The sequence below is a fragment of the Pseudonocardia sp. Ae717_Ps2 genome, assembly GCF_001932475.1.
In the GTDB taxonomy this organism is placed as follows: domain Bacteria; phylum Actinomycetota; class Actinomycetes; order Mycobacteriales; family Pseudonocardiaceae; genus Pseudonocardia.
Window position 1 is genome coordinate 3,986,546 of the sequence record NZ_MCIS01000001.1, and the last position, 13,241, is coordinate 3,999,786.

Here is a 13,241-nt window from a genome sequence, read left to right on the forward strand (position 1 = left end):
GGGCCCACCACACCGAGCCCGCGGGACGACCACCCCGAGCGGACGGGTCGGGTCCGGCTCGGGCGATGCGGACGTCCGGGAGACCGGCTCACCGCTCCCGGTCGGCTCCCAGGTGGGTGGCAAGGAACCGGTCGGCCGTCTCGAACATCGTCACCAGGTTCTCCGGGTTGACGATGGCGTGGCCCTCGTCGTCGAACACCAGGTACTCCACGTCCACCCCGCGCCCACGCAGCGCCGCCACGAGGTTGTCGGACTCGGCGCGCACCACGCGGACGTCGTTGGCGCCCTGCACCACCATCAGCGGGGTGCGGACGTCGTCGACCCGGGTGATCGGTGAGCGGGCCAGCATGTCCGCCTCCTGGGCGGGGTCGGCCGGGTCGCCGACGTAGCGGAACCAGTTGTTGACCAGGCCGGGGCGGGTGAACTCCGGGACGGTGCGCAGGAAGTTCGCCAGGTTGGAGATGCCGACGTACTCCACCGCCGCGGCGAAGCGGTCCGGGGTGAACGCGATCCCGACCAGGGTGGCGTAGCCGCCGTAGGAGCCGCCGAACATCGCGACCCGGTCCGGGTCGGCGTACCCGCGGGCGACGGCCCAGTCGACGGCGTCGATCAGGTCGTCGTGCATGGCGCCGGCGAACTCCCCGACCGCGGCCTCCATGTGGGCGCGGCCGAACCCGTAGGACCCCCGGAACTGCGGCTGCAGCACCGCGTAGCCGCGGTTGGCCCACAGCTGCACACTCGGGTCGAAGCCCCACCAGTCCCGCGCCCACGGTCCGCCGTGCGGCATCAGCACCAGTGGCAGCCGCTCGGGCGCCACACCGACCGGCAGCGTCAGGTAGGCGAGCATCTCCCGGCCGTCGCGGGCGGTGATCGTGACCGGCTCCACCGGCGCGAGCTGCCCCGGGTCGAGGTCGGCGCGCTGGCGGAACAGCAGCCGCGACTCCCCCGTGGCGCGGTCGTGGAACCAGGTCTGCGGGTCGCGGTCGTGGACGAACGTCGCCACCCACCGACGGCCCTCGACGTCGCCGGAGACCGCGCTCAGGTCGCCGTCGCACAGGTCGCGCAACGCGGCGAGCACCTCGGCGAAGTCCGGGTCGAAGGCCCGGATCTCCTGCCGCCCACCGAGGTAGCGGACGCCGAGCAGCTCACCGGTGCCGCGGTGGCGGATCAGCGCCGACGGCAGGCTGGGGAAGATCTGGGCACGGATGTCGATGTCGTGCTCGGGGTGCCGGTCGACCACGGTGACCTCACCGGTGGCGGTGTCGAGCCGGCCGAGGTGCAGGCGGTCGCCGTCGCCGTAGGTGCCGACCCAGATGCCGGTGCCGTCCGGGGTCGGTTCGTAGGGGTACACGCCGAGCGGGTGGGCGTCGCCGTCGAAGGTCGCGACCAGGTCGTCGCCGCGCCACACCCGTCCGACGCCGTCCGCGGTGAGGGTCTCGCGCAGCAGCTCGTCGCCGACGAGGGTCCAGCCGTCCCCGCCGCCCGGACTCTGCGCGAGCACCGTCAGCTCCCCGGTCGCGACGTCGAGCTCGCACAGGTCGAACTCGACGGGGTTGCGGGCGTTGCTCTGCAACAGCAGCTTCCCGGGGCGTTCCGGGCGCTGCTCGACACCGAACGCCGTCGCGCCCTCGAACGGCGTGAGGTCGACCGCGGGCGCGTCCGGCGCGGTCAGGTCGACACGGAACACGTGCCAGTTCTCGTCACCACCGGTGTCCTGCAGGTAGAGCAGGTAACGGGGGTCGTCGGTCCAGAAGTAGCGCAGCACGGTGCGGGTCTCGTCGGCGGTGACGCATCGCTCGCCAGCACCGTCCACGTCGGACACCCACACGTTCAGGCGCCCCTTCCACGGGGCCAGGAAGGCGATGCGGGTGCCGTCCGGGGAGAGGGTCGCGGCGGTGCGGTCGGGCATCCGCAGCAGGTCACGGGCGGGGATCCGGTCGGGCAGGGCCATGGTGGTCTCCAGGGTCGGGTCGGCGGTCACAACGCGGTCCAGATCGTCTCGGCGTCGACGACGCGGTGGCGGCGCCAGGTCAGCGCGCGCTCGGCCGCGGCGACGACACCGGCGACCAAGAGGCCCGTGTTCAGCCAGCCGGGAAGGGTGATCGGCGAGGTGTAGGTCCCGAACCTGGCGGCGACGGCGTCGATGCCGGTGAGCAGCTCCAGCGCCACCGGGACGGCCAGGACGAGGTTGACCAGCAGTACGGCGACGGCGACCGCCGCGATCGTGCGGCTCACGGCGGGCGAGCGACGGGCGAGCTGCGCGCGGCGGTGCTCGAGCGTCCCGGGCACCGGGGGCAGCCGCCGCTCCCCGCCGTCGTCGGTGACCAGGTGCATCCGGGTGATGCCGTAGAGGCCGGCGTCGACCTCGATCCGGCCGCCCGGCACCGGCAGCGACGCCGGCATCCCGGCCCGCCCGACCTCCTCTCCGTCGCGGTAGAGGCGGGCATCCCAGTCGCGGGACATGTCGACCTCGACGGTCCACTGCGCACCGGGGCCGCCGGTCTCGGGGAGCTGGGTCGCGTACAGCGAACGGTGCAGGATCTCGTGGCGACGCAGCGGCCGCAGCCGCCGGCTCACCGGACACCTGCCGTCACCGGCGGGGCGAGGGCGTCGGCCGCACCCGGCTCGCCGGGTTCTCCGGGCTCACCGAGGTCACGGAACGCGGGCGTCACCAGCGCGACGAGCGCGGTGCCGACCGCGACCGCGGCGAGTGCGATCCCGGCCCCGCCGAGGCCGGAGGTCGAGGCCAGCGCCGCGACCGGCGCCGCGGTCAGTGCCGGCGCGGCGAGCAGCAGGGTGTTCTGCGCGCCCAGGACCCGGCCACGCAGGGCGTCCGGGGTGGCCTCGATCGTGAGCACCCCGAGCACCGCGCCGACCGGGGCGTTGGTGAATCCGACGAGCGCGGCGGCACCGAGCACGAGCCACGGCGAGGCGAGGCTCCCGACCAGCGCGAAGCCGGCTCCGAAGCCGAGCATCCCGAACACGAACCAGGTCCGGCGCCGCACCCGGTTCACCAGCGCCGCGTACAGCACGGAGCCGGCCAGGCCGCCCGCGGCGAGTGCGCTGAGCGTCAGCCCGGCGAGCGCGGGCAGCTCCAGAGCCGTGAAGTAGGCCGGCATCAGCGTCGTCTGCAGGGCCGCGATGACCGCGACCAGCACCGCCGACACCAGCGTCGCCCCGAGCACCAGCCGTTGCCCGGCCAGGAACACCCACGACTCCGCGAGATCCCGCACGGCCCTGCGCACCGCACCCCCCGGAGCGGTGCGCAGCACCCCTTCGACCCGACCGGCCCGTGGGTCGAGCAGTGCCGCGGTCAGCGCCGCGAGCAGGCTCGTCGCCGCGGTCACCACGAGCACCGTCGACGCCGGGCCGGCGAACGCGACCAGCAGGCCGCCGACGGCCGGACCGGCCAGCAGCAGGACGTTGGCCAGGTTCTCCCGCAGCGCGACGAGCCGGTCGAGACGGCCCGGGCGCGGGTCGAGCCGGACCAGTGCCGGGAGCAGGACCTCCTGCGCGGTCATCGCGGGCACCCGCACGACCGCACCCAGCACACCGAGCACCAGGAAGGCGGTCATGCCCAGCCCCCACAACGCGTCGACGACCGGCAGCGCCGCGACCACCGCGGCCCCGAGCACCCCGGCGACGACGGTGACCAGCCTGCGGTCGACCCGGTCGACCACCAGACCCGACAGCAGCCCGGTCAGCGCGGACGCCGTCGTCGTCACCGTCGCCAGCACGCCCGCGGCCAGCACGTCCCCGGTGCGCTGCAGGACCAGCAGCGGCAGGACCGCCGCCATGATCCCGCCACCGAGCAGGGTCAGCCCGTAGGCGGTGAGCCACAGTGCCGGGCTGCGTCGCAGCGCCCTCACCGGACGAGGGCCTTCGTGCTGCGGCGGAACGCCCAGACGACCACCAGCGCGGCCAGCACGGTCAGCGGGGTGCCCATGGCGACCCGGGCGATGCCCAGCCCGCCGGTGGACTCGGCGACGTAGAGCCACTGCTGGATCCCGAACCGCGCGCCGAACACCAGCGCGGCGGCTGCCGTGGCGAGGTCGTGGGCGCGCAGGACCGCGGGCGTCGAGCGCCAGGGGTGCCTACCGCCGTGCATCGCGTTCCAGATCACGCCGGTGAGCGGCCTGCGGACCAGCAGCGAGCCGGCGGTGACGACGAACCCGGCCAGCGCGGCCCAGATGCCGATCGCGAAGAAGTCGCGCGCCGACCCGGTCCAGGCGACGACCCCGGCCGCCAGCGCGACGCCCAGCAGGCTGCCGACCGCCGAGCTGAACCTCTCTCCCTGCAGCAGCCGGTACCCGAACAGGGCCAGACCGGTCGCGACGGCGATGCCGATGGTCAGAGGCAGGGACAGGAAGGCGTTCGCCGTCACGAACACGATCACCGGGATCGTCGAGTAGACGAACCCCGCGGTCCCGCCCATCTGGTCGAGCAGGCTCGGGGTGGCGCGGTCGCGGGTCTCGTCCTGCTGCGGCTCGGTCATGGTCATGCCGTCCTCCCTCGTCGTGGTGTGCTGCGACGAGGGAAGTCCGTGCCGCTGCGGCACACTCAAGCCGAAGGCCCTGGTGTGTGGTCCAGGTCACTGCTGGCTTGACCATGCCGCGACGGCACGGTGTGGGCTCCTCCCATGACGTGGAGCACCCGGGAGGTCGCCGAGCTGGCCGGCACGAGCCTGCGGGCGGTGCGGCACTACCACCAGGTGGGGCTGCTGGCCGAGCCCGAGCGACGATCCAACGGCTACAAGCAGTACGGGGTCGAGCACCTCGTGCGGCTGCTGCGCATCAAGCGGCTGGCCGATCTCGGGTTCTCGCTGCCGCAGATCGCGGACACCCTCGACGAGGGCGACCACCCCGAGCAGGCACTGCGCACGCTCGACGCCGAGCTCGCGGCCACGATCGAACGGCTGCAGCGGGCCCGCCTCGAGCTCGCCACCATCATCGACCGCCGGGCTCCGGCGGACCTGCCGGTGGCCATGGCGCCGGCGCAGGCGGCCGCGCTGACCGAGTCCGACCGGTCGGTGGTGCTGCTCATGAGCCGGTTCATGGGGCCGCGCAAGCTGACCGCCTACGGCGAGCTGCTGCGTGACCTGCCGGCCGACCCGACCGACGGCGAGTTCGACCACCTGCCCGCCGACGCCGACACCGAAGCCCGCGCCGACCTCGCCGAACGGATGGCGCCGTACGTGCGGCGAATCCAGGAGGCCCATCCGGACCTGGCCGGCCCGGACGACGACGCCCCGCGCGGCGCGCGGGTCCTCGCGGAGACGACGAGCGCGGCGATGCGGGAGCTCTACAACCCGGCCCAGGTGGACGTCCTCGTCCGCCTCTCGGCACTGCTGCGGGCCACCGACTGACCACCCGTTCACGGAGAGGACGTCCGATGTTCGAACACAAGGTGCTGAAGTACAAGCTCGGCTGGAAGGGCTTCGACTATCCCGGCATGGAGCAGGAGCTCAACGAGCTCGGCTCCCAGGGATGGGAGACGGTCGTGACGATCGTGCCCGCGGTCGGAGCGGGGCAGACCATCGAGATCGGGGTGATCCTCAAGCGGGCACGGGGGTGACCCGGACGGGCCGCGCCGCGTCGATCGGCGCGCAGCGGGTACCCGCGGGCGTGCCCGACTCCGACGCGTCGCCGCGACGCCACCCGTTCGACCTCGATCCGCGCTTCGGCGCGGCGCTGCTGCCGTTCGGGGTGGGCGATCAGTCCGACGCCCACGTCGACCTCGACGACGACGGCCTGCGGGTCCGCTTCGGGTTCTTCTCGCTCGCCACACCGGTCCGGAACCTGGCGGGTGCCCAGCTCACCGGCCCGTTCCGCGCGGTGAAGGCGCTCGGCGCTCGGCTGTCGCTCGCCGACCGGGGCGTGACGTTCGACAGCGCCACCGAGCGGGGTGTGTGCATCCGGTTCCACCGCCCCGTCCCGGCACTCGACCCGTTCGGCGCGCTGCGACACCCCGGGATCACCGTGACCGTCGCCGACCCGGAACGGCTGGTGGCGGCGGTGGAGCGCTACGCGGAACGGACCCGGCTGACCACGGCACGGCGCACGGAACCGACGCCCCAGCCGGGCCCGGTGCGCCGCGCCGGAGCGGTGTTGCGCTATCCCGCGGGACTCGCCCTCACCGCCACGCGCTACCTGCGCCGCCTGCCGCACATCGACCGCGCCGAGGCGGTCGGCGATGCCTCCGACCTGCCGCCGGCGCTACCGGAGGAGCTGGTCGACGCGCACGTGAAGGCGGTCGAGGAGGGGTCCGGACCGCTGCTGCACCGCGTCTTCACCGTCGACGTGCGCGACAGCGGTCTCGACGCGGCCGCCCTGATGGAGCGGGTGTGCGCCGACCTCGACCGCCTCGCCCCGTCCGAGGTCGTCACCTTCCGCAAGACGCGCGGGCTGCTCGGTGAGCTCGTCGTGGGTGACGAGTACGTGGTGCTCATGCCGGCACCGTGGAACGGGCCGGTCCGGGTGGTGCACCGCGACGCGACGTCGTTCCGGTTCGCGACACTGGCCGGTCATCTGGAGGCCGGGCAGATCGAGTTCTCCGCGAGCGACGACGACCGGGGAATCGGGTTCCGCATCGAGACCTGGTCGCGGCCCGGGGACCGGGCGGCGGCGCTGGCGTTCGACGTGCTGCGGATCGGCAAGGAGATCCAGTTGCACATGTGGACGCACTTCTGCCTGCGCGCCGGGGACCTGTCGGGCGGCCGCGTCCCCGACGGGGTGCGGGTGCGGACCTGGCGTGCGTCCTGGCCGCCGCGGGGTGGCCCGCGGTCGTGAGCCGCGGGGCCCGGCGGGACACGGCCTCTCCGGAGAGGGGACGGGGCGCCGCTACCTCGGCCACGCCGACCAGGGCAGCCACGTGGTGCTGTTCGTCCGGGACTCCCCCGGCGACGACATCGGCCCCGGCGCACCGTTCCTGTGCCTAGGCGCCTGCACCTACGTGTCCCACGAGGGCCGCAAGCCGATCGCGATCACCTGGAAGGTGCGCCGCGCCATGCCGGGTGAGACGTTCCGGGCGGCGAGCGTCGTGGCGTCCTGACCCGGATCGGGCATCGTGCCGGACGCGGCGCCGCCGGCCGGGGACAGATCCGTCCGAACACTCGCCCACCGGTTCAGCCTCCCCCACTCGACGCTGCGGCCGCGTTCTGCTGCTCCCACACCGAGAGCACGACCGCGACGACGAACAGCTGCGCCGGCAGGCTCAGGCCCGGCAAGGTCGCCTCGGCCCCGCCTCGCCACCAGCTCGACTTCCGGATCGTCCCGACGGTCCTGTCGCCCTCGACGAGGTGCTGCTCGGAGCTCCACACCGAGGCCCGGCGGAAGCGGTAGGACCGGCCGTCGGCGGTGACGGTCCAGTGCTTGCGACCAGCCCGCTCCGCCGTGGCGACGACGTTCCCCGCGGAGTCGGTCATCGTGTAGGTCCTGCCCCAGACGGTCGATACGATCCGGTACTCGCGGCCCTCGACCTGGATCTGCCCGCCGGAGCGCCACCAGTGCGAGCTGAAGGTGCTGACTGGCGCACCGTCCTGTGTGAACTCGTAGTCGCGGCGCCATACGCTCGTCCGCTCGGCACGCAGCATGGGGTGATCGAACCATCCGGGTCCTCGGCACACCGCGCAGGCCGGGTGGGCGGGGACTCGGCCAGGCTGTCAGCGGCACGCATCCCATGCGGTCCCGTCAGCGTTCTGTCAGGTCTGCGACCCACGAGGCTCACCGGGTCGGAGGTGAGCTGACCATTGCCCACCACTTAGAGGTCGCGCGGATTGATGGATGATCATGGGCGGCGGTGTGGTCGGCTGTCCCAGCGGTGCGTGGTCCAGGCCTGCCGGATCAGGCTACGGAGTGTGATGATGGTGTCGGCGAGGTCGAAGAACGCGTCGACGACGGTTTCGCGGCGTTCGTAGCAGCGCTGCAGCCGGTTGAAGCTGTTGTGCCAGGCGTTGGTGCGCTCGATGTGCCAGCGTTGGGTGGCCTGGATCGGTGCTTTCTCGCCCTTGCGCGCGATCTCGCTGTGCAGGCCCCGTTCGGTGAGTGTGTCGCGGGTCTTACCGGAGTCATAGCCGGCGTCGAGGTGCACGGTGATGTCGTCGGGCAGCGGGCCGAGAGCGTCGAGGTGGTCGAGAGTGGGGCCCAGTAGCGGGGAGTCGTGGCGGTGTGCCCCGGCCAGGACCCGGCCCAGTGGGATGCCATGGCCCTCGACGAGCACCGATCGCTTCATGCCCTGTTTACGCCGGTCAACCGGTGACGGTCCGGCGACCTCACCGCCGCCGGGGGCCTTGGTGATGGCGCCGTCGACGGCAACGTCGTCAAGCAACAGGCCGACGATGCGGTCGTAGGCGTCCAGGGCGATCCGGCGTAGCTGGGCGAAGACCCCGAGCCGGATCCACTCGTCACGGCGATCGCGGATGGTGGTCGCCGAGCAGGTGCTGTCGGAGACGCCCTGATACGGGCAGCCGAACCGCAGCACCTGCAGGAGCTTGTCGAACACGACCCGATCCGCGATCCGGCGGCGGTGACAGCCCCACGGATGAGTGGGATCGAACTCGACCCGGGGCGGCAGCAGCGCGGCGAACTGGTCCCACAACGGCTCGGTCAACCATGATGGCAGGGCGGGCACGCGGCCTCCAGACGATCACGAAGAGTCAACAACTTCATGATCGACAGGCCCGTGCCCGCCCCTCACCATCGACACCCGGCCGCGACCCAGCTGTGATCAATCCGCGCGACCTCTTAGCGTCGCGTTAGGCCGAACGGCCGAATGCTGCCGCCGTGCTCTCAACAGATCATGACTCCCGGACGGCACGGATCTTCGCAGCGGTACCGCTGCTGCTGGCCGCGGCGGCAGGCGCCCTGGACGGGGCCTCGTTCACGGCGTTCCACGACGTGGTCGTCAGCGCCATGACCGGCAGCTTCGTGGCGATCGGCCGCGGGCTGGGGTCGGCCCCGGCGCTCGCTCCCGCGGCCTGGGCGCTGGGCGGCTACGTGCTGGGCGTGGTCGCCGGCACCGTGACGGCCGGTCTGGCCGAGCGGAGGCTGCCGGCCCGGGGCGCCGTCGGTGTCACGCTCGGCCTGGAGCTCGCGGTCCTGTCCGCGTTCGGCCTCGCGTGGCTGCTCGGCGGGCCCGGACACACCTTCCCCGTCGAGCCGATGATCGGGACGGCGACCCTGGCCATGGGCCTGCAGGGGGCGGCGCTGCGCCGGGTCGGCCCGGCCGGCACCCCCACCAACTACTTCACCGGGGTCGTCACGAACTGGGTGTCGGGCATGGTCGACCCGGCCGGGCGCAGCTGGAACCCCGGCGCCGGCGCCCGCATCGCGGTCTTCGTCGTCGCCGTCGCGGCGACGGGCTCGCTGCACCGGGTCCTCCCGGTCGGGGTCGTCGCGGTGCCGGTGACCCTGGTCGCGGCCGCGACGGCACTCGCCGCGGCCGCGGCGCGCTCCCGGCGACCGGTCGGGCTGCGCCCGGACGACCGCCCCGCGGACCGTGCCCGGTCGATGGTGGCCACGGGCAGGGCGTGAACGTGGACGGTGACGCAATCGTCCCCGTCGGGCAGTCTGTCCCGGGTGGCCGCAACGGCGCAGCCGCGCCGAGGACCGGGGGCCACATGACGACCGAACGCGCACGATTCCTGCCCACCGAGCAGGGCGCACAGGCCCCCAACGCCGGCCGGGTGCTGGCGCTGCTGTTCGCCGCCAACACGTTCAACTTCTACGACCGGGCCGTCCCGGCGATCGTCGCCGAGCCGATCAAACTGGAGTTCGGGCTCTCCGACCTGCAGATCGGCGTCCTGGCGGCGGCGTTCACCGTCGTCTACGCGGTCTGCGGGCTCCCCCTCGGGCGGCTCGCCGACCACCGCTCGCGGGCCCGGATCATGGGCTGGGGCATCGTGGCGTGGAGCCTGCTGACCGCCGCGAGCGGCGCGGCCTGGAACTACGTCTCCCTGCTGCTGATGCGCGTCGGCGTCGGTGTCGGTGAGGCCAGCTACGCGCCCGCCGCGAACTCGACGATCGCCGACCTCTACCCGGCGGGGAAGCGGGCGCGGGCGTTCGGGCTGTTCCAGCTCGGGCTGCCGGTCGGGCTCGTCCTCGCCTACTTCTCGGTCGGCGCGATCGCCGAGGCGTTCGGGACGTGGCGGGCGCCGTTCGTGCTGGCCGCGATCCCGGGGCTGCTGATCGCGGCCGGGTTCTTCCTGGTGCGCGAGCCCCGCCGCGGCGCGTCCGAACCGGCGTCGAGGACCGCGGCCGCGTCGGCGTCGGCCTCCACGCCGCCGCCGACGCCGGTCGACCGGCCGTTCCGCCGGGTCCTTGCCGTCCCGACCATGTGGTTCCTGATCATCGCCGGGATCGGCGCGAACCTCGCCTCGTACTCGGTCAACACCTTCACCGTGCCGCTGTTCCAGCGCTACTTCGGGGCGTCCCTGACCGGGGCGGCGGTGCTGACCGGTGTCGTCGTCGGCGTGACGGGGCTGGTCGGGCTGCTCGTCGGCGGCTGGGTCTCCGACCGGGCCGCCCGCCGTTCGACGGGTGCTCGGGTGCTGGTCGGTGCGGTGGCGACGCTGGTGTCGGTCCCGCTGACCTGGTTCGCGCTGTCCGTGGGGCCGGAGGCGACGGGCACGTTCGTCGTGCTGTTCGGCGCCGGGTGGCTGTTGCAGTACCTCTACTACACCTCGGCCTACCCGGCCGTCGCCGACGTCGTCGGGCCACGGCTGCGGTCCACGGCGACGGCGGTGTTCTTCGCCGCTTTCTACCTGCTCGGCGGCGCCGTCGGGCCGGTGATCGCCGGCGCGCTGTCGGACGCGTTCGCCGCGGACGCGCTGGCCGCGGGCGCGAGCGCGGCCGAGGCCGCGGCGAGCGGGCTGCGACAGGCCCTCGCGGTGATCGTGCCGCTGTCGATGGCGATCGCGTCGGTGGGGCTGTTCCTCGCGGCGCGCTCGGTGCGCCGGGACAACGAGCGGATGACCGCGGCCGCCGGCTGACCGGGAGCTCAGCCGGGCAGCCGGGTCCAGTCGCGGTCGTCGACGTCGGTGCCGAACGCGTCGAGGGTCACCGTGGTCGAGTCCTGCCGCTGCTCGGGGAGCCGGATCCGGCGCACGTGGGCGCCGTCGAGCCACACCTCGCCCGGCTCGCCGTCGGCGGTGGTGACGGTCAGCCGTCGCCACCGCTCGCCGCGGTCGGGGACGACGCCGTGGTCGACGGCCTCGGTGACCTCGGCGAGCCGGTCGAAGGCCGCGAGCGGGGTGACGATCCGGCCGGGGTCGGTGAGGCCCAGCGTGTCGAGCCTGCGCCCCGGCCGTCCGCTCCAGACCTGGTCATCGATCTGCAGGAACGCGATGTGGTCGTGGCCGGCCATGGCGCGGCGCCGGGCGAGGTCGAGGACGCCGCGGGTCACCACCTGCCGGGGCACCCGGCGCAGGACGGCCCGGGCCAGGGCCGGCAGCGGGCGCCGTCGTCGCGGGAGCGCCTCCCCCATGGCGCGGGTCCCCGACAGGTCCATCAGCAGGGTGGCGCGGGCGGTACCGGCCGCGACCGTGCGGCCGATGGCGTCGCTCAGGCGGACCATGGCCGGGCACTCGGTCGTCATCGTGGGGCCTTTCGCAGGTGGCTCGGGGACGTCTCCGAGCCTGCCCGTCGGCGCGCTCCGGCGAATCGGTCCACAGGACGATTCGCGCCTCCACCGCAGGGAGGAGGCGAGGTCCGGACAACAGTGCCGCGTCAGCCCGCGTCGAGGGCCGCGGTGAGCCGGGCCAGCACCGGGGCGGCGACGGCGAGCGCCGCGCGGTCGGCCGGGGCGAGCCGGTCCAGCGCCACACCGAGCAGGGTCTCGGCCGCCGCGTCGTAGCGACCCAGTGCCTCGGTCGCCCGCGGCGCGACGGCGACGAGCACGGTGCGCCGGTCGGCGCCGTCGCGTCGCTGCACGAACTCGTCGGCGGTGAGCGTGCGCAACAGGTTGCTGACGGTGGAGCGGGCCAGACGCAGCCTCGCAGCCAGCTCGCTCGGGGCGAGCGGCCCGGCCGCGGCCAGCGTGCGGAGCAGCTCGATCTGCGCTTCGGAGAGATCCGGCAGGTCGGCGGCGGTCCTGGCGCGGCGCAGCAGGGTCCGCCGCAGCGGACCGAGCTCACGGACGAGCAGCGCGGCGGTCGTCGTCACCGGCACAGTGTCGCACGTCGCATTGCCACAAAACAGTTTTGAAGCAAAACTATCTACATGGACGAGAACGATCTGACCGCCGTCGTCGGCCACCGGTTCATCTACACCTACGAGAACGGCTGGCAGTACGAGATGTACGTGAAGAACGACCACACCATCGACTACCGGATCCACAGCGGCCACGTCGGCGGGCGCTGGGTGAAGGACCAGGAGGTGGACCTGGTCCGGCTCGACGAGGGCGTCTACAAGGTGTCCTGGAACGAGCCGACCGGCACCTCGGTCGTCGTCTGCGTGATGCCGGTCCGCCGGCGTCTGCACGGCACCATCTTCTTCCCGCGCTGGGTCGCCGACGACGGCAGGGAGACCGTCTGCTTCCAGAACGCGCACCTCGACCGCATGCGCGAGCTGCGCGACGCCGGGCCGACCTACCCCATCGAGACGATCCCGGAGTTCGCCGAGATCACGCTGTTCGAGCACGTCGGCGTCGACGACGAGTCGGTCATCGCCGTCGGCCCGGAAGAGCTGCCCGCCGGCTTCGCCGACCGGAGGAACTAGCCTGCGCTCCGTGGAGTTCGCCGAGGCCGAGGCCACCTACCGCGCCCTCGTCGAGGACCTGCTGGCCGGCCGGGCCACCGTCGCCGACGCCGTCACCCGGTTCGCCGGGCCGCTGCGGGCGGCCTGGGTCGACGACCGCGCCGACGACGAGGTCGAGGGCCTGGCCTGGGCCGCGGGCGGTGCGGTGGCCACCGCCGCGACCGACCCGGCGCACCACGAGCTGCTCGCCGAGCTGCTCGCCGCGGTCCGGGCGCTCGGACCGCTCGTCCGCGCACCCGGTGGCCAGGCCTGCACGGTGTGGGGGCTGACGGTGTTCACCGACCTGCCCTGCGTCGGCGCGCAGCTGCGTGAGGCCCTCGACGTCCACCCGACCGCGGCACCGGCGCTGTTCGCGTTCGCCGATCGGCTCGACCGAGCCGGGACCCTGGACTTCTCCGGCTGGGCCGGCTGGGCCGACGGGGTCACCGACGGCCGATGACCCTGAGCGCGGCCGTGCCGGGCGGGCACCGCCCGCCGCCGACGGGCACC

General features: G+C 73.6%; 16 protein-coding genes. 8 read left to right on the plus strand and 8 right to left on the minus strand.

The window, feature by feature from the left end; translation table 11 throughout:
- Window positions 1–88: 88 nt before the first annotated feature.
- The 4 genes from Ae717Ps2_RS18205 to Ae717Ps2_RS18220 are packed head-to-tail and all read right to left on the minus strand — an operon-like array spanning window position 89 to window position 4,501.
- Window positions 89–1,981, minus strand: a complete 1,893-nt coding sequence (locus Ae717Ps2_RS18205; RefSeq protein WP_233147615.1) for a S9 family peptidase — start codon at window positions 1,979–1,981, stop codon at window positions 89–91.
- On the minus strand, window positions 1,978–2,577 hold the full coding sequence (locus Ae717Ps2_RS18210) for a hypothetical protein (protein WP_083695132.1): 600 nt from the start codon (window positions 2,575–2,577) through the stop codon (window positions 1,978–1,980). Before Ae717Ps2_RS18210 ends, Ae717Ps2_RS18205 begins: the two co-directional genes overlap by 4 nt.
- Window positions 2,574–3,869, minus strand: a complete 1,296-nt coding sequence (locus Ae717Ps2_RS18215; protein ID WP_233147616.1) for an MFS transporter — start codon at window positions 3,867–3,869, stop codon at window positions 2,574–2,576. Before Ae717Ps2_RS18215 ends, Ae717Ps2_RS18210 begins: the two co-directional genes overlap by 4 nt.
- Window positions 3,866–4,501, minus strand: a complete 636-nt coding sequence (locus Ae717Ps2_RS18220; RefSeq protein WP_075333646.1) for a DUF3159 domain-containing protein — start codon at window positions 4,499–4,501, stop codon at window positions 3,866–3,868. Before Ae717Ps2_RS18220 ends, Ae717Ps2_RS18215 begins: the two co-directional genes overlap by 4 nt.
- A gap of 138 nt (window positions 4,502–4,639) precedes the next feature.
- Between Ae717Ps2_RS18220 and Ae717Ps2_RS18225 the strand changes: the two genes are divergently transcribed.
- From Ae717Ps2_RS18225 to Ae717Ps2_RS18240, 4 genes are read left to right on the plus strand one after another with little or no spacing between them, the layout of a single operon-like run.
- Complete coding sequence (locus tag Ae717Ps2_RS18225) at window positions 4,640–5,365, plus strand: MerR family transcriptional regulator (RefSeq protein ID WP_075333647.1); 726 nt, start codon at window positions 4,640–4,642, stop codon at window positions 5,363–5,365.
- 26 nt (window positions 5,366–5,391) lie between these two features.
- Window positions 5,392–5,574, plus strand: coding sequence for a DUF4177 domain-containing protein (locus Ae717Ps2_RS18230; RefSeq protein ID WP_075333648.1), 183 nt, complete (start codon window positions 5,392–5,394; stop codon window positions 5,572–5,574).
- Window positions 5,571–6,788, plus strand: coding sequence for a DUF1990 family protein (locus Ae717Ps2_RS36215; RefSeq protein WP_233147617.1), 1,218 nt, complete (start codon window positions 5,571–5,573; stop codon window positions 6,786–6,788). Before Ae717Ps2_RS18230 ends, Ae717Ps2_RS36215 begins: the two co-directional genes overlap by 4 nt.
- On the plus strand, window positions 6,751–7,050 hold the full coding sequence (locus Ae717Ps2_RS18240) for a hypothetical protein (protein WP_175581828.1): 300 nt from the start codon (window positions 6,751–6,753) through the stop codon (window positions 7,048–7,050). The genes Ae717Ps2_RS36215 and Ae717Ps2_RS18240 overlap by 38 nt, the downstream gene beginning before the upstream one ends.
- Window positions 7,051–7,123: 73 nt before the next feature.
- Here the strand turns inward: Ae717Ps2_RS18240 and Ae717Ps2_RS18245 are convergent, their stop codons facing one another.
- Together Ae717Ps2_RS18245 and Ae717Ps2_RS18250 are read right to left on the minus strand one after the other, a co-directional pair.
- The gene (locus Ae717Ps2_RS18245) at window positions 7,124–7,591 is read right to left on the minus strand and encodes a hypothetical protein (RefSeq protein WP_020623323.1); all 468 of its coding nucleotides are present in this window, start codon (window positions 7,589–7,591) and stop codon (window positions 7,124–7,126) included.
- Between the two features lie 194 nt (window positions 7,592–7,785).
- Window positions 7,786–8,628: an IS5 family transposase gene (locus Ae717Ps2_RS18250; protein ID WP_075329730.1), complete on the minus strand. Its 843-nt coding sequence runs from the start codon at window positions 8,626–8,628 to the stop codon at window positions 7,786–7,788.
- A 152-nt stretch (window positions 8,629–8,780) separates the two neighbouring features.
- Between Ae717Ps2_RS18250 and Ae717Ps2_RS18255 the strand changes: the two genes are divergently transcribed.
- Window positions 8,781–9,530, plus strand: coding sequence for a DUF1275 family protein (locus Ae717Ps2_RS18255; protein ID WP_075311214.1), 750 nt, complete (start codon window positions 8,781–8,783; stop codon window positions 9,528–9,530).
- A gap of 86 nt (window positions 9,531–9,616) precedes the next feature.
- Window positions 9,617–10,987 (plus strand): MFS transporter, encoded by a 1,371-nt coding sequence (locus Ae717Ps2_RS18260; RefSeq protein WP_075311212.1) that lies wholly within the window; start codon window positions 9,617–9,619, stop codon window positions 10,985–10,987.
- Between the two features lie 8 nt (window positions 10,988–10,995).
- On the opposite strand, the gene Ae717Ps2_RS18265 is transcribed toward Ae717Ps2_RS18260, so the two are convergent.
- Window positions 10,996–11,592, minus strand: coding sequence for a hypothetical protein (locus tag Ae717Ps2_RS18265; RefSeq protein WP_075311210.1), 597 nt, complete (start codon window positions 11,590–11,592; stop codon window positions 10,996–10,998).
- Window positions 11,593–11,723: 131 nt separating this feature from the next.
- Window positions 11,724–12,158 carry a MarR family transcriptional regulator gene (locus tag Ae717Ps2_RS18270; protein ID WP_170917091.1) on the minus strand — a complete coding sequence of 145 codons (435 nt, stop codon included), beginning with the start codon at window positions 12,156–12,158 and terminating at the stop codon, window positions 11,724–11,726.
- 57 nt (window positions 12,159–12,215) lie between these two features.
- On the opposite strand from Ae717Ps2_RS18270, the gene Ae717Ps2_RS18275 reads away from it, so the two are divergent.
- Complete coding sequence (locus tag Ae717Ps2_RS18275) at window positions 12,216–12,713, plus strand: phenolic acid decarboxylase (RefSeq protein WP_075311208.1); 498 nt, start codon at window positions 12,216–12,218, stop codon at window positions 12,711–12,713.
- 10 nt (window positions 12,714–12,723) lie between these two features.
- Window positions 12,724–13,191 carry a hypothetical protein gene (locus Ae717Ps2_RS18280; RefSeq protein ID WP_075333649.1) on the plus strand — a complete coding sequence of 156 codons (468 nt, stop codon included), beginning with the start codon at window positions 12,724–12,726 and terminating at the stop codon, window positions 13,189–13,191.
- The last annotated feature ends 50 nt before the right edge of the window (window positions 13,192–13,241 follow it).